The sequence below is a fragment of the Streptococcus bovimastitidis genome (assembly GCF_001885095.1).
Classification (GTDB): Bacteria; Bacillota; Bacilli; order Lactobacillales; family Streptococcaceae; genus Streptococcus; species Streptococcus bovimastitidis.
Map to the genome: position 1 here is coordinate 895,302 of NZ_LZDD01000001.1, position 21,766 is coordinate 917,067.

The 21,766-nt window shown below is 37.4% G+C and carries 21 protein-coding genes; 8 read left to right on the forward strand and 13 right to left on the reverse strand.

The window, feature by feature from the left end; translation table 11 throughout:
• Positions 1-11: 11 nt before the first annotated feature.
• From pnpS to A9Q68_RS04330, 3 genes are all read right to left on the reverse strand, one after another.
• Complete coding sequence (gene pnpS / locus A9Q68_RS04320; protein WP_071793456.1) at positions 12-1,367, reverse strand: two-component system histidine kinase PnpS; 1,356 nt, start codon at positions 1,365-1,367, stop codon at positions 12-14.
• Positions 1,351-2,079: a response regulator transcription factor gene (locus A9Q68_RS04325; protein ID WP_071793457.1), complete on the reverse strand. Its 729-nt coding sequence runs from the start codon at positions 2,077-2,079 to the stop codon at positions 1,351-1,353. The genes pnpS and A9Q68_RS04325 overlap by 17 nt, the downstream gene beginning before the upstream one ends.
• 251 nt (positions 2,080-2,330) lie before the next feature.
• Positions 2,331-2,714 carry a VOC family protein gene (locus A9Q68_RS04330; protein WP_071793459.1) on the reverse strand — a complete coding sequence of 128 codons (384 nt, stop codon included), beginning with the start codon at positions 2,712-2,714 and terminating at the stop codon, positions 2,331-2,333.
• Positions 2,715-2,908: 194 nt separating this feature from the next.
• On the opposite strand from A9Q68_RS04330, the gene A9Q68_RS10765 reads away from it, so the two are divergent.
• The 4 genes from A9Q68_RS10765 (at position 2,909) to A9Q68_RS04345 (ending at position 6,284) form a co-directional block, all read left to right on the forward strand.
• Complete coding sequence (locus tag A9Q68_RS10765; protein ID WP_165605221.1) at positions 2,909-3,055, forward strand: SPJ_0845 family protein; 147 nt, start codon at positions 2,909-2,911, stop codon at positions 3,053-3,055.
• Between the two features lie 45 nt (positions 3,056-3,100).
• Complete coding sequence (locus A9Q68_RS04335) at positions 3,101-4,006, forward strand: permease (RefSeq protein ID WP_071793727.1); 906 nt, start codon at positions 3,101-3,103, stop codon at positions 4,004-4,006.
• A complete protein-coding gene (locus A9Q68_RS04340) occupies positions 4,003-4,818 on the forward strand; it encodes a TIGR03943 family putative permease subunit (RefSeq protein WP_071793461.1) in 816 nt (271 codons plus the stop codon). Before A9Q68_RS04335 ends, A9Q68_RS04340 begins: the two co-directional genes overlap by 4 nt.
• A gap of 104 nt (positions 4,819-4,922) precedes the next feature.
• On the forward strand, positions 4,923-6,284 hold the full coding sequence (locus A9Q68_RS04345) for an MFS transporter (protein WP_071793463.1): 1,362 nt from the start codon (positions 4,923-4,925) through the stop codon (positions 6,282-6,284).
• A gap of 27 nt (positions 6,285-6,311) precedes the next feature.
• Here A9Q68_RS04345 and A9Q68_RS04350 read toward each other — a convergent pair whose 3' ends face one another.
• Positions 6,312-6,929, reverse strand: coding sequence for an SDR family oxidoreductase (locus A9Q68_RS04350; protein WP_071793465.1), 618 nt, complete (start codon positions 6,927-6,929; stop codon positions 6,312-6,314).
• A 351-nt stretch (positions 6,930-7,280) separates the two neighbouring features.
• On the opposite strand from A9Q68_RS04350, the gene A9Q68_RS04355 reads away from it, so the two are divergent.
• Positions 7,281-7,991, forward strand: a complete 711-nt coding sequence (locus tag A9Q68_RS04355) for a peptidoglycan recognition protein family protein (protein WP_165605222.1) — start codon at positions 7,281-7,283, stop codon at positions 7,989-7,991.
• Positions 7,992-8,074: 83 nt separating this feature from the next.
• Here the strand turns inward: A9Q68_RS04355 and A9Q68_RS04360 are convergent, their stop codons facing one another.
• The 9 genes from A9Q68_RS04360 to yycF all read right to left on the reverse strand — a co-directional run bounded on the left by A9Q68_RS04360 (position 8,075) and on the right by yycF (position 19,175).
• Complete coding sequence (locus tag A9Q68_RS04360) at positions 8,075-8,575, reverse strand: YkgJ family cysteine cluster protein (RefSeq protein ID WP_071793469.1); 501 nt, start codon at positions 8,573-8,575, stop codon at positions 8,075-8,077.
• A gap of 19 nt (positions 8,576-8,594) precedes the next feature.
• A complete protein-coding gene (gene ftsY, locus A9Q68_RS04365; RefSeq protein WP_083426033.1) occupies positions 8,595-10,046 on the reverse strand; it encodes a signal recognition particle-docking protein FtsY in 1,452 nt (483 codons plus the stop codon).
• A gap of 263 nt (positions 10,047-10,309) precedes the next feature.
• The gene (locus A9Q68_RS04370; RefSeq protein WP_071793473.1) at positions 10,310-11,134 is read right to left on the reverse strand and encodes a Cof-type HAD-IIB family hydrolase; all 825 of its coding nucleotides are present in this window, start codon (positions 11,132-11,134) and stop codon (positions 10,310-10,312) included.
• Positions 11,135-11,136: 2 nt separating this feature from the next.
• Positions 11,137-11,934, reverse strand: coding sequence for a Cof-type HAD-IIB family hydrolase (locus tag A9Q68_RS04375; RefSeq protein WP_071793475.1), 798 nt, complete (start codon positions 11,932-11,934; stop codon positions 11,137-11,139).
• 25 nt (positions 11,935-11,959) lie between these two features.
• On the reverse strand, positions 11,960-15,505 hold the full coding sequence (smc, locus tag A9Q68_RS04380; RefSeq protein ID WP_071793477.1) for a chromosome segregation protein SMC: 3,546 nt from the start codon (positions 15,503-15,505) through the stop codon (positions 11,960-11,962).
• A complete protein-coding gene (gene rnc, locus A9Q68_RS04385; protein ID WP_071793479.1) occupies positions 15,506-16,198 on the reverse strand; it encodes a ribonuclease III in 693 nt (230 codons plus the stop codon). It lies immediately after the preceding gene.
• Between the two features lie 102 nt (positions 16,199-16,300).
• Positions 16,301-17,110 carry an MBL fold metallo-hydrolase gene (locus tag A9Q68_RS04390; protein WP_071793480.1) on the reverse strand — a complete coding sequence of 270 codons (810 nt, stop codon included), beginning with the start codon at positions 17,108-17,110 and terminating at the stop codon, positions 16,301-16,303.
• A gap of 3 nt (positions 17,111-17,113) precedes the next feature.
• Positions 17,114-18,472 carry a cell wall metabolism sensor histidine kinase VicK gene (gene vicK / locus A9Q68_RS04395; RefSeq protein WP_071793482.1) on the reverse strand — a complete coding sequence of 453 codons (1,359 nt, stop codon included), beginning with the start codon at positions 18,470-18,472 and terminating at the stop codon, positions 17,114-17,116.
• A complete protein-coding gene (gene yycF, locus A9Q68_RS04400) occupies positions 18,465-19,175 on the reverse strand; it encodes a response regulator YycF (protein ID WP_071793483.1) in 711 nt (236 codons plus the stop codon). The genes vicK and yycF overlap by 8 nt, the downstream gene beginning before the upstream one ends.
• A 260-nt stretch (positions 19,176-19,435) precedes the next feature.
• Here yycF and A9Q68_RS04405 point away from each other — a divergent pair, with 260 nt between their 5' ends.
• The 3 genes from A9Q68_RS04405 to A9Q68_RS04415 are packed head-to-tail and all read left to right on the forward strand — an operon-like array spanning position 19,436 to position 21,763.
• Positions 19,436-20,215, forward strand: a complete 780-nt coding sequence (locus A9Q68_RS04405) for an amino acid ABC transporter ATP-binding protein (RefSeq protein ID WP_071793484.1) — start codon at positions 19,436-19,438, stop codon at positions 20,213-20,215.
• 12 nt (positions 20,216-20,227) lie between these two features.
• Positions 20,228-21,046 (forward strand): transporter substrate-binding domain-containing protein, encoded by an 819-nt coding sequence (locus A9Q68_RS04410; RefSeq protein ID WP_071793485.1) that lies wholly within the window; start codon positions 20,228-20,230, stop codon positions 21,044-21,046.
• Positions 21,047-21,061: 15 nt separating this feature from the next.
• Entirely contained in the window at positions 21,062-21,763 is a 702-nt protein-coding gene (locus A9Q68_RS04415) for an amino acid ABC transporter permease (protein ID WP_071793486.1), read from the forward strand.
• Positions 21,764-21,766: the final 3 nt, after the last annotated feature.

A 21,766-nucleotide genomic window follows, 5' to 3' on the forward strand; every position in this document is an offset into this window, starting at 1 on the left:
TAGTCAATAGACTAACTCTTATTTTCTTGTTTTTCTGTCATTTCTCTAATGAGATGGCTTGGCAAAGTCAGTGTAAATTGACTTCCTTTTCCAAGTCGACTTTGGACGCTAACTTCGCCACCTAATATTTGACTTAATTCTTTTACAATAGACAAACCAAGACCAGTTCCACCACTCTGACGACTCCTACCCTTATTTACCCGATAGAAGCGTTCAAATATTCGATCTAATTCAATTTGGCTGATACCAATTCCTGTGTCTTTTACCGATATTCCTAAGTGGTGGCCATCAAATTGACTTGATATAGTAATTGTTCCACCTTCATCAGTATAGCGAATGGCATTTGACATCAAATTGAGTAATATTTGTGACAAGAGGTATTTATCAGACTCGATTGTTAAATCTTGATCCAAGGCAAAATCCAATTGTAACTGTTTTTGATCTAACTGGTGTTTCATACTGTTGCCAATATAACGAAGAAATTCATTAACTGAGAAATGCGTTTTCTGCAACTGTGTCTTTTTAACCCTTGAAAGAGTTAACATGTGTTCCACAATATGTTCTAAGCGTAAACTTTCATTATAAATAATATCTAAAAACTCTGCTTTTAATTCTTTTTCATCTTCCGGCATATTTTTTATGGTTTCAGCGAAACCTTTAATGGAGGTAACCGGAGTCCGTAACTCATGTGAGGCATTCGAAACAAAATCCATGTTCAATTTTTCATAAGCTCTGATTGTTGTTAAATCATAAAGCAAAACAAGGACTTGTTCAATTTCTCCTGCTTGATTAGAAATGGGAATGGCTGTCACTTCAAGAATTAAGTCACCATCATGGAATCCTTTTAATTCTTTTTTTACTGTAAGTCGCGTATCAAAGGCTTGGGAAACTGCTGCCTTGATATCTGTTCTTCCAATATCCTCAATTCGCTCAAAAAGCTGACCAGCTTCCGGAAAATAGTTTGGTAGGGATTTACTATAAATAACAATTTCTTTCTCTTTATTGACAAGTAACATCCCCATCGTTAAATGTGAAATAAGAGCTTCCAAGTTACCGGAAAGTCTGGCGTGTTCTTCATGACAAGATTCCAGTTTATTTTGCATTGCTTCAAATTGAGTAAAAGCAACCTTCAAGTCTTCCTGACTTTTTGGAAAAAAACTATCTGGATTTACAAATTTGCCAGTCCCTAAGACTTGAAATTGTTTTTCCCAGTTTAATAATCTTTGTAGAGGCAGGTAGGACATTAAGATGAAAATAGTGGTTATTAACAAGAAGAGTAGGTGCAATTTTGGAAATAACAGTGACATGACAAGTGATAAAATTGCAAGTGCTAAGAAGATGAGTAAAAGTCTAAGATTCTTTTTCATCCTTTATCTCCTTAAATTTATAGCCATAGCCACGAATCGTTTTGATGAATTTTGGATTTTTAGGATCATCCTCAATTTTTTCTCTTAACTTTCCAATATGAACATCAACTAATCGAGTTTCTTGTCCGAAATCATATCCCCAAATACGTTCTAGTAATCTTTCTCTCGTCAAGGTCATATTAGGATGTTTAACCAAATATAATAAGAGCTCAAATTCTTTTGGCGTTAAATTGAGCAAGTCTTGATTTTTATAAATCTCATGTCGCTCTGGGTAAATGACAAGATTGTTGACCTTCCAGTATTCTTCAGGTAAACCAATACTATCATCAGCCTGCTGGTCATCTTTTTCTGTTCTTCTTAAAATTGCCTTGAGACGAGCAATTAGTTCACGAGGACTAAAAGGTTTGGTCATATAGTCATCAGCCCCTAGTTCAAGCGCTAATACTTTATCAAACTCTTCCCCTTTAGCAGATACCATCATAATTGGGGTCTTAATGCCTTTTGCTCTAATTCGTTTACAAACTTCAATACCGTCTAATTGTGGGAGCATAATATCGAGAAGAATAAAGTCAAAATGCTCTGATTCAGCTAATTTTAACGCAGATCTACCATCACTAACGAGCTCAGTCGCATAACCCTCTTTTTCCAAATGATAGTCCAATAAACGCAAAATATGTTCTTCGTCATCAACTAATAAAATTTGTTTTTTCATTTTCTACTATCTACTCCTATAATTGTCATTATATCATAATTCTAAGAAAAATCTTTTTTAAGTCGCTAAAAGAAAAATGTAAGTGCTATCAGCTTTTTGGGCCAATTTTTCCTACAGAAAAAGCAAAGATTTTTCGCTATTTTTAGAATTATTAAAAATGCTAATTATCGACTTTTAACCAAACAAAAAAAACAGAGCCTAGGAATATGTCCCAGACTCTTCAATCTTGTAAATAAAAACACTTTTCCAAGTTAGATAGTTAATTCAAGAATATTACCCTCTAAATCATGGATAACAGCTTCATAGTATCCATCACCTGTTGTTCTTGGACCATTTTGAATAGGGAATCCTTGACTTTGCATGTAATAAGCAAATTCATCGACAGCATCTTTTGATCCCAATGAAAAAGCTAAATGAGCAAAACCAAGACTGTCTGGATGACTTTCCGTAATGTCTTCACGGTGCATCAATTCTAAACGAGCACCTGATTCAAATGTTAGAAAATAGGAATAAAAACCCGTCTTGGTATTATGGTAAAGATCAGTTGAACTTGCTTCAAAATACTTACAATAAAAGTCTTTCATAGCTTCAATATCTTTAGTCCAAAGTCCAATGTGTTCTACTTTTACTTTCATAAGGTCACCTCATTATTTTTTCTTAATTATAGTATACTCTTTTACAGTTCTTCTGACTTGTAGAAAGAAAGGTATTTCCTATACTATCCTCTGCTTTTCATCATCAATTTACCTGTTCATCTCGAACTTTTCTTTTCCTTTCTTTCAATTAGATAGTATAATAGGAATATCTTGAATGAAAGTTGGTATTCCAAATGGCTATTACCCATAAAAAAAATGATGATCTTGAAAAAATGATGGCAGGTTTTGCCTCAATTCCAAATTTTGATAAACCAATCAATGTAGACGCTGAAGGCAAACTTATTGATGAACTTAATGACAAGGAAAAAAAGAATGATTAAGTCTATGCAGCTTGATTCTTATCTTTTTAGAGGAGGTCACCTATGTTGAACCTCTTTTCTAATTTGCCACCAAGTGTCCTCCAATGGTTTGCTATTTTTCTCTCCATCATTATTGAAGCTTTACCCTTCGTCTTGCTGGGCACCATCTTATCTGGCTGCATTGAAGTCTTTGTCACGCCCGATTTAGTGCAAAAATACTTACCCAAGGCCAAATTCCCCAGAGTCCTCTTCGGAACCTTTATCGGATTTATTTTTCCTTCATGTGAGTGTGGCATCATTCCCATTATCAATCGATTCTTACAGAAGAAAGTTCCAAGTTATACCGCTGTTCCCTTTTTAGCGACAGCTCCGATTATTAATCCCATCGTTCTCTTTGCTACCTATTCTGCTTTTGGGAATTCCCTGCGGTTTTTGACATTGCGACTTCTAGGAGCTATTATCGTAGCCATAACAATCGGCTCTATGCTGGCTTTCGTGCTTGACGAGGACATCTTGAAAGAAGGCGACAACCACATTCACTTCCATAATTACGCGGGAGAATCGTGGCCTAAAAGAATTTATTTAGCGCTGGTTCATGCCATTGATGAATTCTTTGATACTGGGCGCTATTTAGTCTTTGGAACCGCGATTGCTTCTGCCATGCAGATTTATGTGCCAACACGGATTTTGACGACTATTGGTCACAACCCCTTAACGGCGATATTGGTCATGATACTTTTGGCCTTTATCTTATCCCTTTGTTCAGAAGCTGATGCCTTTATTGGTGCATCGCTCCTGTCCACTTTTGGTATGGCGCCAGTACTTGCCTTTTTATTAATTGGACCGATGGTTGATATTAAAAATCTGATGATGATGACTAAAGCCTTCAAAGGCAAATTCATTATTCAATTTATTAGCCTTTCTGTTCTGGTTATCGTCTTATATTGTTTAGGAGTGGGGGTGATTGGATGATTCGCTTTCTTATCTTAGCAGCCTATTTTGAATTGACCATGTACTTAGAACTATCTGGTAAGCTTGATCAATACATCAACACGCGCTACTCGTATTTGGCTTATATTTCAATGATTCTCTCTTTCATTTTAGCCCTTGTCCAGCTTTATACCTGGATGAAAAATATCAAGACAGAGAGCCATCTCAAAGGAAAATTGGCTATCATTACCAGTCCGATCATATTGATAATCCCCGTCTTTATAGGATTATTTATCCCAACTGTAAGCTTAGATTCAACAACAGTATCTGCCAAAGGTTACACCTTCCCATTGGCAGCTGGTTCAACCCGAGCCGGAACAAGTGACGATGGTACCACCGTTCAATATCTTAAACCAGATACCAGTCTTTATTTTACCAAGTCTGCTTATCAAAGAGAAATGCGTAAAGAATTGAAAAAGTACCAAGGAAATCAACCTGTCACCATTACGACCGACAATTACATGGAGATAATGGAGTTAATCTATCTCTATCCTGATGAATTCACCAATCGTGATATTGAATACACTGGATTTGTTTACAACGAACCGGGACACGAACACTATCAATTCCTATTCCGTTTCGGTATTATCCATTGTATTGCTGACTCAGGCGTCTACGGATTATTAACAACTGGAAATCAAGCCTCTTATCCAAACAATACTTGGTTGACCATCAAAGGCCGTATACAATCTGAATATAGTAAGGAGCTAGACCAAACGCTTCCTGTTCTTCATATTGAACAAGTTCAGGAAACCAATAAGCCTAGCAACCCTTATGTTTATCGTATCTTTTAACCTTAGAAGTGGAAAGCTTCTCAATGATAACTATATTTTGGTGGCTTTCCCTTCTTTTATCTTGCTCAAAACAAACTAGAAAATAGAATTCTCAAGGAGGAATAATGCACACCAAAGTCGAAAAAGTCAGTAAAGAAACCTTAATGGCCATTATCGCCATTGCCATGATTGGTTTTTCAGGTATCCTGTCAGAAACCAGTATGAACGTAACCTTTCCTAAAATGATGTCTGTCTATCATCAACCCCTAAGTCATCTGCAGTGGATCACCACAATCTATTTATTAGCTGTCGCTATCATGACCACTGCTTCAGCTGCATTAAAAAAGAATTTTGGCGAACGCCAAATCTTCTTCACTGCCTCAAGTTTGATGATTGTTGGAACCTTACTAGCAGCCCTAACCACTTCTTTTTGGGTAATGCTTTTGTCTCGCGTCATTCAAGGTGTGGCTACCGGAATTATTATGCCTCAGATGTTTAACATTATTTTGGAACGGGTTCCTGAGAAAAAAATCGGAACCTACATGGGCTTGGGTGGACTCATTATTAGTCTTGCGCCAGCCTTTGGTCCTACTTACGGTGGCTTTATGATCAGTCACTTTGCCTGGCAATGGATTTTTATCTGCATCTTACCTTTTCCGATTATCGCTAGTCTTATTGCTTATCCTTATTTGGTTGATTCTCCCAAAGGTCAAAAAGTTTCCTTTGACTTCATTGGTTTTACTGCCCTCTCAGTCAGTTTGACAATGGCCTTATTAATGATTTCAAGCCTAGAAAAAGCCGGACTTAATGTTTGGTATCTCATTATTTTCTTATTAACTTTTGCACTTTTTCTTTATCAAAGTTTACATTGCAAAGAACCTTTTCTTGATATTCGTATTTTAAAAATTCCCTCTGTTAGTTTTGGATTGATTCCTTTCTTCACATTCCAGATGATTAATTTGGGCATTAATTTTATTACCCCCAACTTTATCGTCTTGGAAAAAATTGCGAGTAGTTCTACTGCTGGTATGACTCTTTTACCTGGAACATTACTAGGTGCCTTTCTAGCTCCACTTTTAGGGAAATTTTACGACGAAAAAGGGCCAAAATTATCCTTATACATTGGTAATAGTCTCTTCTTCCTCTCATTAGTACTGATTACAATTATGATTCCGCATTTTTCAGTGCTTTCCTTTACAATCCTCTATATTATTTTTACAATTGGTCGTAACATGACCTTTAATAATACCTTAGCAACTGCGATTGGTAATCTTCCTGTTGCTAAAAATGCGGATGCGACGGCTATCTTCCAAATGATGCAACAGTTCGCCGGTGCCCTTGGGACTGCCCTTGCTGCCATTATGGCAAACCAAGCACCCACTTTTTCTAAAGGCGTAGGCTCTGTTTACTTCTTATTCGCCATTTTCGCATTCCTGAATTATCTGCTCTACATTGGTATGTTCTCATCCTTGAAAAAAGGAAAATAAGAGAACACTAAAAATCCTTAAGATGACTTAAGGATTTTTTTGAGGTTCATAAGTTAGTAGAGTATTTGGAATTTCATTTTCTAGTGCTGCAAAAATCTTATTAGCCAGTTCTATTGTGCTGACTGGTGCTAAGTGCTTTAGTTTAGGTCCAATAAATGGTAGCCCGAGTAAGAATCTTAAAACCCAAGCTTGGAAAATCGTTTTTGGCCGATCTGCTCCAAAAAGGAGTCCTGGCCTGACAATCAGATAATTTATTCCACTCGATTTTACAAGCTCCTCGGCTCGCCTTTTACTTCTAACATAGGCTGGGTAACCGCCACTGGCAGAAATATAGACAAAATGTTTAACATGACTCTCTTGACAGATTTTAATGGCTGACTTGGTTGCTTGGACATTTAGCTTATCTAATTGACTTGGCTTAATGGCACCCACACAATCAATCATTAAATCAAATCCATAAGATGATAAATCTAAGTGATTATCTTTTAATAAATCAGCTTCAAGAAAGGTGACCTGTTGACGAGCAAATACAGAACCTTTTGCCTGATGCCTACCCAGATAGGTCACTTGATGCCCCTTTTCCAGAGCTGTCGCAATTAGCTGACGCCCTAAAAAGCCTGTTCCACCAGCAATCAAAAGTTTCATTTCAGTCCACCTTCTTTTTTCTCTCAGTATATAGAGAATTGATTTGTCTGTCAAAAAAGACTAATCAATCCATTAAAATGCCTAAGCATCTTCTTTTTTGTTACAATATAAAATATGATTCCTAAAAAAATAACATTTCCTAAAAATTTAAGTCATAAACACAAGACAAGACTAAAGTGGACCCTCTTCCTTATTGCGGTACTGCTAGTTTTTATCTTTTCATCTATGCTTATCAGTATTAAATCCTATGATAACCCAGAAACAGCCCTAATCAAATCAGAAAACAGCAAAGCCTATTCTTCCAACCTCCTCCTCTTCCCAAAAGTCCTAACTAAAAATAAAGAGGTCATAGTGACTAGCTATCACTTGAGCTGGTATCGGGGACAAAAAGTTCTCTTTGCCAAAATTAAGGACCAAAATCATAGTTACCTTATTGATAGTTCTTCACTGAGTATCAATCAGAGCAACCCAATCAATGCATATATCCAATCTTTAGGCTACCCCAAAGGGAAAATTGAGACTGCTTATGTAAAAACCTTTAATCAGATTCCCTACCTCGATTTTCCTTCTAAACCTAAAGGGATTATCATCCATGATACCGGGACTGAAAGCACTACTATCGATGATGAAGTCACATATATGACCAAAAATTATCCCAAAGATGGTGTCTTTGTTCATGCCTTTATTGATAGCCAGGAAATCCGAAAAATAGCCAAGGATAACTACATGGCTCAAGGTGCTGGGCCAAAGGCCAATCCCCATTACATCCAATTTGAAATGCCACACGAGTATAGTCCTGATAGCTTTGCCTTGCAATTAGCTAACGCTGCCTATTACAGTGCTCAAATGTTAAAAAAATACCAATTACCCCTAGAATTAGGACAAGAAAATGGCCAAGGCTCCTTATGGAGTCATGAAATGGTATCCCTCTATCTTGGAGGAACCGACCATGTCGATCCAAGTGATTATTGGAACCGATCGGCTTATTCCTATTTCAATACCAGCTATACCATGACCGATTTTCTACAATTGGTCCAAGCCTATTACAATCAATTAGATTAATAAGACATCAAAAAAGAAAGTTTTCTTCTCAAAAGCCAAACTTAGCAGTTACTAAGAGTGGTCAGAGAAGAAAACTTTCTTTTTTAGAGACGCGTTTTTAATTTTTCAACAAAGAGATAGGCTGCCGGACAGGTCAAGGTATTTTTAATGGTCAAATGATTAATTTGGTAGATTTTCTTCCGGTCCGTATGCGGAAATTCTCGACATGCTTTAGGCCGTACATCATAAATACTACAAAGATTGTCATCTCCTAAGAAGGGACAGGGCATGCTCTTAAAAACCTTATCATTGTCTTCATCCACTTGTAAATAGAGATCTTCGAATGCTGCTAACTTCATTCGAAAATGTTTAGAAATCCGTTCAATATCAACTTCCGTAAAAAGTGGTCCCAAGGTCTTACAACAATTAGCACAAGCCGTACAATCAATTTCTTGAAAGACTTCAGTGTGGACTTCTTGAACAAGTTTGTCTAAATTTTTGGGTGGTTTCTTTTTTAATTGAGCTAAAAATTTTCGGTGTTCAGCTTGTTTTTGCTGCGCTAAATCCTTGTAATGCTCAATATCAAGACTTACAGTTTTTGCCATGATTTTCTTTCTAAATAGGTTAAATTAAATCACCAAGGAGACTCTTCATAAAGTCTTCTGAATCAAATTCACCAATATCATCAATTTTTTCACCAAATCCAATGAACTTAACAGGGATATCTAGCTCTTGACGAATTGCTAAAACAACACCACCTTTAGCACTGCCATCGATTTTCGTTAAAATCAGACCTGTAAGTGGCATAATTTTTGAAAATTCCTTAGCTTGGCTCAAAGCATTTTGTCCTGTTGAAGCATCTAAGGCCAAAAGAGTTTCATGCGGTGCATCAGGAATAACCCTTTTAATAATACGACCCATTTTTTCCAACTCGGCCATTAGGTTTTCCTTGTTTTGCAAGCGACCAGCTGTATCAATCAATAAGATATCAATTCCTTCAGCTACTGCTCTTTCTACTCCATCAAAAACAACTGAAGCTGGATCTGCTTTTTCAGGTCCGGTAACGACAGGAACATCGACGCGACGCCCCCATTCAGCCAACTGAGCCACAGCTCCTGCCCGGAAAGTATCCGCCGCAACCAACATGACCTTCTTACCTTCAGCTTTATAGCGATAAGCTAATTTCCCAATAGAAGTTGTCTTTCCGACCCCGTTAACACCAACAAAAAGCATAACAGTTAAATCGTTTTGGTAATTAATTTTTTCATTATAGACGCCATCTTTTTCATAAATGTCGACTAGCTTTTCAATAATAACCCTTCTCAAGGCTTCTGGCTTTTTAGCATTCTCTAATTTAGCTTCTTGGCGGAGCTCATCAGTTAGCCTTGTAGCAACAGTCACACCAACATCTGACAGAATCAGCATCTCTTCTAATTCTTCAAAAAATTCTTCATCAACACTACGGAAGTTGGCAAAAAAGGCATTTAAACGACTAGCAAAACCTGATCTGGTTTTCTTCAAAGAACGATTATATTTCTCTTGATCACTTTCTGACTCTCCAACTTGGCTAGCCAAGGCATCCGTCTCTTGCTTAACTTCATTTTCAGTATCTGAATTTGAAGTTTCTTGATTCGAAAAAGTACCTTGCCGTAATTGTTCTTCAAAAGCAGCCTTTCTTAAATAATATTCTTCCATAACGGAATATGAGCTGGATTCAACCTTATCAGATTCATCCTGATTTGTTTCAGCTAATCCAGTTTCTTCATTGTCGGTATCGATTGGTTCAAATTGCATGGGTTCTGATATAACAAGGTCAGAGCCTTCTTGCTCATTGTCTAATTGTTCTGAAACGTCATTTACTGATTCAAGGTTACCTAATTCTTCTGTCTCATCTTCTACTGATGATAGGACACCTGATCCTTCTGAAATTTCTTGGTCTGAATTATCTTTTACAGATTCAAAGTGACCTGATTCTTCAGAATCAACTTGTTGTGAATCGTTTTGTTCTAGAACTGCTTCTTCTGATTCAGAATTGAGTTTATTTTCATCTAGACTAACTTCTTCAAGAGGAGTCAATTGCGACCTTTCAAGGTCTTCTAGAGAATTATGTTCTTGAGACTCTGTTAATCCTTTTTGATCCAAGTCGGAGAGACTTTCACTTTCAGTTTGCTCGATATCAGAACTGAACAAGTCGTCTTCTGTCACTTGAGTATCTTCGTTATTTTCAAGACTTTCAAGGTCTTGCGGAGAATCTTCTTCAATCTCAGTCAATTCTGGTAAATCGAGTTCCTCTTTTTTATCTTCTTTTTTGGAACCAAATAATTTATCAAATAATCCCATTAGTTTTCCTCACCTAAAATGTATTTTTGAACGGCTTCTGCCACTCCGGATTGATCATTACTTAGACTGGTGACAACATCTGCGATTTGTTTCGCTTCATCGACTGCGTTAGCCATTGCTACCCCTAAGCCAGCCCAAGCCAACATAGTAAAATCGTTTGCTTCATCACCCATAGCCATCACATCTTTAGCTTCAAAACCGAGATGTTTACCCAACAACTGTAAACCAAATGCTTTATGAACGCCTTTAGGCATCACTTCAAAGATGATATCTCGTGATTTGAAATATTCAAAAGCTTCAAAAGTATTTTCTGGTAATTTAGCCAATTGCTGATCAATGAAGTCAGCATCTGTGACAGTTACAATTTTATTATAAATAATATCTTTTGATAAGTCTTCTAATGAGCCTAATTCAACAAAATTCAAAAGGGGATTTGCTTGTCGATACTGACTCTTGCGGCCATCTGGACTGGGAATGCTAAAGACAGTACCTTCAGATAAAATATCTGTTGGCAAACCAATACTTTTAAGTTTTTCATGGACATAGGAAACTTCTTCAAAAGTTAAAGAACTTTTATCAAGAACTTGTCCTGTATTTTTTTGAACTAAACCGCCATTGAAAGTAATGCTATAGTCATCTTCATGAATTAAGTCTAATTCTTCTAGTAAGTTACCAATTGCTGCTAAGGGACGGCCAGTTGTAATGACGACTTTAACCCCTTTTTCTCTTGCAGCTTGGAGGGCAGCTTTATTGGCATCACTGACAATTTTTTCTGTGTTAAAGAGTGTCCCATCCAAATCCAAAGCTAAAATTTTATATGTCATTACTAAACCAACCCTTCCATATAGGTCATGACTGATTGCTCATTACAGTCGCCGATCACTTCATCAGCAATGGCTTTAATCTCAGGACGAGCATTAGCAGTTGCTACTGCATGTCCAACGTATTCCAACATTTGATAATCATTCAAATTATCACCAAAAGCAATGACCTGGTCAGGACTGATATCAAGTGCCTGACAAAGGTGCTCAATACCAAATCCTTTATTGACCTCTGATAAAATAATATCAATTGACTCAAAACCTGTTGTGACAGCTGAAACATAAGGGATTTGCTGATCTAACCAGTCACTTCCCTCAAGCACGGTATCACCAGTAAATGTGGTCGTAATTTTAAAGATTGAATCATGATCCATCTGATCAAAATCACTAATGACTGAAATATTTTCATAGTAAAGGTGCATACGGTCTATGTAATCTTGGCTAGCGCCTTCTAAAATGTAGGCACCTTTCTGACCGGAAAAAAGCATTCCTGTTTCAACATAGAAAGGATTCTTCAAGATAGTTTGGGCAATTTCAATATACTGTTCCTTGGTCATAAAATCAGCAAAAATTACACGATTTTGGTACTGAACGATTGAGCCATTTTCAGCAATAACAGCAATATCATCTAAGAATTCTTCAAATAAATGATCTATAGCTAATAAAGAACGACCACTAGAAACAGCAAAAACCATTCCCTTTTCTTTTAATTTGGGTAAGAGTGCAGCTAATCGCTCTTTATCATAACTGCGCTGATTATCTAAAAAAGTTCCATCCATATCACTGGCTAATAATTTAATCATTTATCATCTATCTCCCTTTCAGCTCCTAATTCAAAAAGCTGAGATTTTCTGAATCTTTAAGTTTTACAGAGACTACCTTCGAAATACCTGATTCCTGCATGGTAATCCCATAAATGCTGTCGGCAGCAGCCATTGTTCCCTTACGGTGGGTAACAACAATGAACTGACTATCCTTATCAAAACGGTTCAAATAGTCACCAAAACGTTTAACATTGGCTTCATCCAAAGCGGCCTCAACCTCGTCAAGGATAACAAATGGAATGGTCTTAACGCGGATGATGGCAAATAGCAGAGCTAAAGCAGAAAGTGCCTTTTCACCACCAGACATGAGATTGAGGGACTGAATTTTCTTCCCAGGAGGTTGTACGGAAATCTCAATTCCCGAAGTCAACAAGTCTCCATCAGTAAGAATCAAATCGGCAGAACCGCCACCAAACATTTGTTTAAAGGTTTCTTGGAAACTTGTCCGAATAGCTTCAAAAGTGACTTTAAAGCGAGCCTTAACTTCAGAATCCATTTGAGCAATAGTTTCAAGAAGCATATTCTTAGCCTTATTTAGGTCAGCTTTTTGTCCATTTAAGAATTGTAATCTTTCCGAAACTTCCTCAAATTGAGCAATGGCATCACTGTTAATTGGACCTAAAGCACGGATTTGCCGTTGAAGTTTTTGGAGCTCTTGCTTAGACAAAGTAATGTCTTCAATGACTTGAGCTTTCGTTTCAGCTTCTTCAAAGCTCATTTGGAATTCTTCCGTTAAGGTCTTAGCATGATTGCGTAAACGTCCTGTTACCTGTTCCAAGTCTGCTTCTGCCTTGGTCTGTTTACGGATAAAATCTTCATTTTTGCTGTGTTCATGAAGCAGCTTTTCTTCTAATTCTTCCAGCTGCGCCTGATAATCATCGCTTTCAAAGCGGAGGCGTACCAAGTGCTGTTCAACTGAACTTTTACGATCTGCAATTTCGTCGAGATGAGTCTCTAAAGCTGGTAAACGGGTGATATCTTCTTCTGAAATATGGCTGTTAAGTAGCGTTTGTAATTGGTTTAAGTTTTCTTCTTTTTGCTCTTTATCTGTCTGTAGACGGTGCAAATGACTTTCTTCAAAGCGTTTTTCATTAGCGATATCTCGTTCAGTTAAGCGAGCTTGGGCCAGAGCTTCTGTTAAGCTGGCTTTTTTACGATTGATACTATCTTTGTCTGTTTTGATCGCTTCCATTTCCTGATTAAGGTCAGTTTTTCGATCATCTAATATTTGTAGTTTTGCCTCTAATTCAGCTATTTCTTCCGTGAAATTCCGATGACCATCTTGTTTTTGCAAGTTTTGCAAGTTATCTAGAATAGCTTGGGCATCCTCTAGCTTTTCTTGCAATTGAGTCACTTTGAAAGATAATTCTTGCTCTTGAAAGCGACAAGCTTCACCTTCTGCCTTAAGTTGAGCTAAATCCTCTTCAGCACTTTCGACGGCATTTTTTTGAGAAGCCACTTCTTTTTCCTGATTACGGATTTCTTGTTGTAGCTCTTCTAAACTAGCTTGGAGATTATCCATTTCTGGCTTAATGAAGGTGGTATTATTTTGACGATTGGCACCTCCGGCAAAAGAACCACCTGGTCGCAATTCCGTACCATCCAAGGTGACAATACGAACCTTATAGTGAAGTACTTTAGCTGCTTTATTGGCATTATCAATAGTATCAAAAATAACTGTCATATTTAAGAGATTTTTGAATATATGTGCTAATTCTTCATTATAAGTAACTAGGGATTCTGCCGTTCCAAGAAATCCTTCAGATTTTTGCAATTGGGCTAATTGTGTATCAGCAATATAACGGGCTTTAATTGTTGTTAACGGTAAGAAGGTAGCACGACCTTGACGGTTTTTCTTAAGGTAGGCAATGGCTGCCTTGGCTGCTGCCTCATCCTTAACAATAATATTTTGGCTGCTTGCTCCTAAAGCAATTTCAAGAGCTGTTTGGTACTGTGTATCAAAGCTAAGGTGTTCACTTACCGCACCTAGGATTCCTTGTAATTGGTTTGAAGCTTGCAGAACGGCACGGACACCGGCATAATACTGACTATGACTTTTTTGAATGGCTTCTAAGCTATTAAGTCTTGCTTCTTTCGCTTTCTTCTGATCCAAATAATCAAAAAGCTTAGTTTGTGCCATTTGATAAGCTTCTTTTAGACCTTGAATAGATTTGGCTTTTGCTTGATAGTTTTGTAAGAGTTCTTGCAAATGGCTACTTGTCTCTTGATAGCTATTTGAAAGTTCCTCATAGTTTTGCTTAAAGTCCTTAACTTGATTAACTTGCTGGATTAAGGTCTGTGCTTGTTTTTCTTTATCAAGATCTTCCTTTGCCAATTCTGATTTTAATAAAGTTAATTGATTACTGACACGGGCTTCATCTTGCATTAAAGCAAGATAATCGGTTCTGAGTTTTTCTAAAAGCTGATCAGGATCACCTGAGAAACGTTGCAAATCATCTTGAATCTCTTGCAGTGCTTGAGCATTCTCTTGCTTTCTACTTTCAATGGTGTTTAAGGCTGATTTTTTTTCATCAATAGAATGAATGAGAGTTTCAAGTTCTGCTTGCAAGTTGGCAATTTGAGTACTTGCTTCTGCTTTTTTCTCATTCTTTTGACTAGTCTCTAGTTTGATTAAATCAATTTGACTTTTGAGTTCAGCCTCAGCTTTGGTTAGCTCAAGAAGTTCGCTTTGCTTACTGTCACTTTCACGAATTAATTCTTGGCGTTTAGCTTTCAGTCTCTGGTTTTCAACTTCAAGGACTTCTCTATGCTGATGATAAGCTTTCAAGTCTTCAAGAACTTTTGCTAAACTTTCTTCAGTTTCTGCCAGTCTTTTTTTATCAGCTATTACATCTTCAACTAAAATGGAAAGATGAAGTTCTTTCCGTTCACCCTCAAGACGATTGTATTCTCGGGCAACCTTAGCTTGTTTTTCCAAAGGTCCCACTTGAGTTTCTAATTCATAGATAATATCATCAAGACGATCTAAATTATCTTGTGTTTGTGTTAATTTGCTTTGGGTTTCTTTTTTACGCGTTTTATACTTGAGGACACCCGCCACTTCTTCAAAAATGGTTCGTCTTTCCTCTGGTTTACTGTTAAAAATTTCTTCAACACGGCCCTGAGAAATGATAGAGAATGAGTCTCTACCTAATCCTGTATCCATAAATAAATCATGGATGTCCCTTAAACGGACTTTTTTTCCATCAATCAAATAGTCACTATCACCATTACGATAGATATGGCGTTCAACACGTATTTCTTTACCAGCATCTTTAATAAAAGCATCTGAATTATCCAAAACGATAGCAACTTCAGCAAAGTTCAAAGCATTTCGGCTCTCTGTCCCGGCAAAAATAATATCTGGCATTTTGCCTCCACGAAGACTTTTGGCACTAGATTCACCCAGTGCCCAGCGGAGACTTTCTGTAATATTGGATTTCCCAGAACCATTTGGTCCTACAACTGCAGTTACCCCTTTTTCAAACTCAATCTTGGTTTTATCCGCAAATGATTTGAAGCCCTGCATTTCAATTTTCTTTAAAAACATTTATTCCTCACTCAACTCTTTCAAGGCATTTCGGGCTGCTTTTTGCTCAGCAATTTTCTTGGATTTGCCAACTCCTCGGCTAACTAATTCCTGGTTGACAAAAACTGCCACTTCAAATTCTTTGGCATGAGCTGGACCACTTTCTTTGACAACCTGATAATCAATTTGGACATCGCCTTTAGCTTGGAGGACTTCCTGAAGACTTGTTTTATAATCCTTGACCTTTTCAAAATTACCTTTTTCAACTTGTGGAATCATGACTTGATTGAGAAAAGTACGAACACTGTCAATCCCCTTATCTAATAGGAGAGCACCTAAAAAGGCCTCAAAAAGATCTCCTAAGATAGTGTCACGGTTACGACCTCCAGATTTTTCCTCACCTTTACCTAATTTGATATAAGTGTCAAAGGAACAAAAACGGGAAAAGCCAGCCAAACTCTCTTCACGAACAATCATTGATCGTAATTTGGAAAGATCTCCTTCAGATTTATTGGGATATCTGCTAAAAAGATATTCAGAGATGATGAGTTGTAGAACGGCGTCTCCTAAAAATTCCAAACGTTCATTATGTGAAATGTTTAGGAGGCGATGCTCATTAGCATAAGAGGTGTGAGTAAAAGCTGTTTCAAGTAAATCATTGTCATTAAAGACAATGTTAAAAGACTCTTTTAATTGGGCTTTTAAATTTTTCATAATAACTCCTTTTCTTTGGTCTGCATACAGACTCTACTATTATATCAAAAAAAGCAGGTGACTGCTTGAACCACTTGCTTTTTTCTTGATTTTATAGCTTTTTTAAATATCTGACAAGGGAATAGCTGTATCTGGTGAAGTGTCATGAACGGTAAAATCACTTCCTACTGCTAAATCCGCCATTGCCAATTGATTTTCCATGGTCATATGAGCTAATTCCTTAATGTTATTTTCCTTGCTTAAGTGACCAAGGAAAATCTTTTTGGTTTTATTTCCCATACTGCGAATCATCGCTCCAGCACCATCTTCATTAGACAAATGGCCCATGTCTGATAAAATCCTCTGTTTCAGGCTCCAAGGATAAGAACCCGATCTGAGAATTTCAATATCATGATTAGATTCAATCAAATAAGCATCTGCATTGTCAATAATACCTGACATGCGGTCACTGACATAACCGGTATCAGTCAGCATAACAAAAGATTTATTATCTTTCATAAAACGATAAAATTGAGGATCAGCAGCGTCATGACTGACACCGAAGCTTTCAATATCTATGTCGCCAAAGGTAATCATCTTATCGCGTTCAAAAACATGTTTTTGCGCCACATCAATCTTACCAATCATATTGCGCTCGTCAATAACCTGCCAAGTTTTTTCGTTGGCATAAATATCTAAGTTGTATTTCCGAGCTAGCACACCAACACCTTTGATATGATCTGAGTGTTCATGTGTAATTAAAATAGCATCCAAATCTTCCGGCTTACGATCAATTTCTGCCAGCAGACTGCTAATTTTCTTTCCTGTTAATCCAGCATCGACTAGGATTCTTTTCTTAGGCGTTTCCAAGTAGAAACTATTCCCCGAAGAACCTGAAGCCAAAATACTGTATTTAAATCCTTCGTGTGTCATAAATTAGTCGATTTCGTCCTCCCATTCATCGTCATCATCTGACATAACATCTTTTTCATATGGCAGAACAATTGTAAAGGTCGAGCCCTTACCGTAATCACTTTTGGCCCAAATAAAGCCATTATGTTGTTTAATTATTTCTTTGGCAATCGCTAAGCCCAAACCAGTTCCCCCCTGAGCCCTGCTTCTAGCCTTGTCGACCCGGTAAAATCGGTCAAAAATAAGTGGCAAATCCTTTTTGGGAATACCTAAACCTTGATCCGAAATGGAAATGATTAACTGACTGTCAGTCGTTTTCATTTTAACCCGGATTTTGCCACCATCAGGTGAATATTTTATGGCATTATTCAAAATATTTTCAATCACTTGAGTCATCTTATCATTATCAATTTCTAACCAGACGGAAGTAATGGGGTAATCCCTGATGATTTCATAACTCTTTCCCGCAACTGTATTTTGGTTACGGACCAGATCAAAACGATTTAATATAGATGTCATGAAAGCTGTAAAATTGGTCATTTCAACAGCAAGTCGAGTGACTTGATTATCGATACGAGATAGATTTAAGAGGTCAGAAATCATTCGCATCATCCGGTTGGTTTCATCTAAAGAAACCTTGATGAAACTTGGTGCAATATCTTCTTTAAGGGCACCTTCATCTAGGGCTTCAAGATAAGACTTAACAGATGTTAATGGCGTCCGTAATTCATGACTTACGTTAGAAACGAAGAGACGGCGTTCTCTTTCTTCTTTTTCTTGTTCCGTTGTATCATGTAACACAACAACTAAACCTGAGATGAAGCCACTTTCACGTCGATTCAAGGCAAAGCGCAGCCGAAGGGTAATAAACTCACCCGTTTCATCGCGACGGTTTATGGTAACAATTGGTGTTTTGGAAACCAATTCCCGATAGGTATAAGGGGAATCACTACCAAGCAAATCTGTGATATTTTTCTTAAGGGCCTCTTCACGGCTAATATTCAACTGCTTCTGCGCTGTCTCATTAACCATCAAAATCTGACCAGTCCGGTCTGTTGCCAAAACCCCATCACTCATATAAGCCAAGATACTTGCTAAACGATTTTTCTCCTGGGCTAAATTTTCGTGGGTAAGGCGGAAAACATCAGAAAGGTCATTTAGTTGCTCGGACAATTCAATCAATTCAATATCGGCTTTACCAGTAATGTCATCTGTATAGCGACCATTAATCAAATCGCGCATTTTGAGACTCATTTGCTTTATGATTTTAGCATTGCGATAATCGCGAATTGCTAAATAGATAAAGTAAACAGCAACAAAAATGAGTAATAAAAGGATTGCAAGTTCAAATAAGGATAAATTTCCAATGATATCTTTAGTCATGTTGTTTCATGTAATAACCAACGCCACGACGAGTTAGAATGTACTCGGGACGACTTGGTGTATCTTCTATTTTTTCACGTAAGCGACGAACAGTTACGTCAACTGTTCTGACATCACCAAAGTAATCATAACCCCAAACAGTTTCCAAGAGATGTTCACGCGTCATCACTTGACCCATGTGATTAGCTAAGTGGTGTAATAATTCAAATTCACGATGGGTTAACTCAACTTCATTACCATATTTCTTAGCCAAGAATGCATCTGGCAAGATCTGTAAGTTACCAATGGTTAATTCTTGATTGCCTGATGAAGCATTTTCTTCAGCCACCGCTGTTTCAATAGTTTCTGTGCGACGCAGATGCGCTTTAACACGCGCAAGTAATTCACGGTTTGAAAATGGTTTTGTTACATAGTCATCCGCACCAATCTCAAGACCAATGACTTTATCAAATTCACTATCTTTGGCTGAAAGCATAATGATTGGAATATGGCTTGTTTTTCTAATTTCTTTAGCAACTTCTAAACCGTCCATCTCTGGAAGCATCAAATCCAGGATGACTAAATCCGGTTTTTCATCTTCAAATGCTGCAACAGCCTCACGACCATCAAAGGCAGTGATGATGTCATAGCCTTCTTTAGTAAGATTAAATTTTATAATATCTGAAATCGGCTTTTCATCATCGACGATAAGAATTTTTTTCATGTGATTACTCCTCTTTTTCAACTTTGATTATTATCCTAAAAAACAAACGGCACTGTCTTTTAAGCTCTCATTTCATATTAATGTCCCTATGATTATACCAAATTTTAAGTATAAAAGACAATGACAGCCTTTATTTACCAATAAATTTCAACAATACTTTCAATTTTCTGAATATATTGACATAAATTTGGACCTATGATAAAATATAGCAACACTTTATGTGTCATATTTTATGACACATATTACTTAAGGAGGATACTATGTCACTAATTGAATTTAAGAATGTTAACAAGTATTATGGAGACTATCACGCTTTAAAGAACATTAATTTAAGTTTTGAAAAAGGACAGGTGGTTGTTCTTCTTGGACCTTCGGGATCAGGAAAATCCACTCTAATCCGCACTATTAATGGCTTAGAAAAAATCGAAGATGGCAGTCTTACGGTCAATGGACATGAGATTGTTAACAGTAGCAATAAAGAATTAGTCACCCTTCGTAAAGAAGTTGGTATGGTCTTCCAACATTTTAATTTATACCCTCACAAAACCGTGTTAGAAAATGTAACTTTGGCGCCGATAAAAGTTTTGGGACAATCAAAAAAAGAAGCCGAGGCCATTGCTGAAAAATATTTAACCTTTGTAAATATGTGGGACCGTAAAGATGCCTACCCATCAATGTTATCCGGAGGCCAAAAACAACGGATTGCGATTGCTCGGGGTCTTGCTATGGATCCAGAACTACTTCTCTTCGATGAACCAACATCAGCCCTTGACCCTGAAACCATAGGTGATGTTTTAGCAGTTATGCAAAACTTAGCAGCTGATGGTACAAATATGATTGTTGTTACCCATGAAATGGGCTTTGCTCGCGAAGTTGCTGACCGCATCATCTTTATGGCAGATGGTGAAGTTTTGGTTGATACAACTGATGTTGCAGGCTTCTTTGACCATCCAGAAGAACCACGCGCCCAACAATTCTTAAGTAAAATTATTAATCATACCAGTGAAAAAGTTCAAGCTAAGAAAAAAGTTCGTTCTTAAGGAGGATTTCAGATGAATAAGATGAAAAAATGGATTCTATTCAGCCTACTGGCTCTCTTCAGTCTCAATCTTCTAAACACTACTAATACAGAGGCTGATGATCAAACTTTGCTTAAAAGCTCAGCTATTCAAAAAATTAAAAAATCCGGACAATTAAGAATCGGGGTTAAACAAGATGTCCCGAACTTTGGTTATTATAGTGCTGAAACCGGAAAATATGAAGGTATGGAAGTTGACTTAGCTCGCAAAATCGCTAAGTCACTAAAAGTTAAACCTGTTTTTACAGCTGTTACGGCTCAAACGAGGGAAGCTCTTTTAGATAACGGGCAATTGGACATGATCATTGCTACTTATACGATCACTCCTGAACGCCAAGCAGCTTACTCTTTCTCCCAACCTTATTATCGTGATGAAGTTGGCTTTTTAGTTAATAAGTCTGGCAAAATTTCCAGTCTTAAAGACCTTAATAAGCAAACCATTGGGGTTGCTCAAGGTTCTACCACTAAAGCTGCTATTGAGGAATATGCCAAAGCCAATCATCTCTCTTTTAACTTTGTCCAATTGGGATCTTATCCTGAACTAGCCATCTCCCTTTACTCCAAACGTATAGATGCTTTTTCAGTAGATAAATCAATCCTTACTGGCTACCTAAGTCAGGAGACAAAAATATTATCGGACGGTTTTAATCAACAGTCATACGGTATTGCTAGCACTAAGGCCAATGCAAAATTAACCACTTATATCAATGGTTTGATTAAAAAATGGTCTCAAAATGGCAGTTTGCAAAAACTTTATGATCACTATAATTTAAAACCAGCCAAAGAAGAATAAGAAAGGAGCCAATTAATGACCTACTTAGCAGTTGAAAGTCCATTTGCTCTGTCGAAATGGCAAGCATTTTTGACAAGTTTTCCACTTTTTGCAAAAGCATTCTTATATACTTTGGGCATGTCAATTGGTGCCTTAATCTTAGCTCTAGTCTTAGGAATAGTCTTTGGTGCCTTATCAACCTCAAAGAAAAGTCTCAATCGAACGATTGCCAGAATCTATGTTGAACTTTACCAAAACACACCACTACTTGTACAGTTGGTTTTTGTTTACTATGGTCTAGCCATCATTAGTAATGGCAAAATCATGATTTCAACTTTTTTCACAGCCGTTCTTTGCGTCGGTATCTACCACGGTGCCTATATTGCCGAAGTTATTCGTTCCGGTATTGAGGCTGTCCCTAAGGGACAGATCGAAGCCTCTCTTTCACAAGGTTTCACCTACCAACAAACCATGAGCTTAATTGTGTTACCTCAGGCGGTGCGGACCATCTTACCTCCAATGACCAACCAAGTGGTCAACCTGATCAAAAACACTTCAATCGTAGCCATCATCTCTGGCGCTGACATTATGTTCACAGCCAAGGCTTGGGCCTATGATACCACCAATTATGTTCCGGCCTTTGCTGGAGCAGCCATCCTATACTTCATTCTTTGCTACCCCCTAGCCAACTGGGCCCGTCGCAAAGAAGAAGCTAATAAGAAAACTTATTCTGTATAAAGG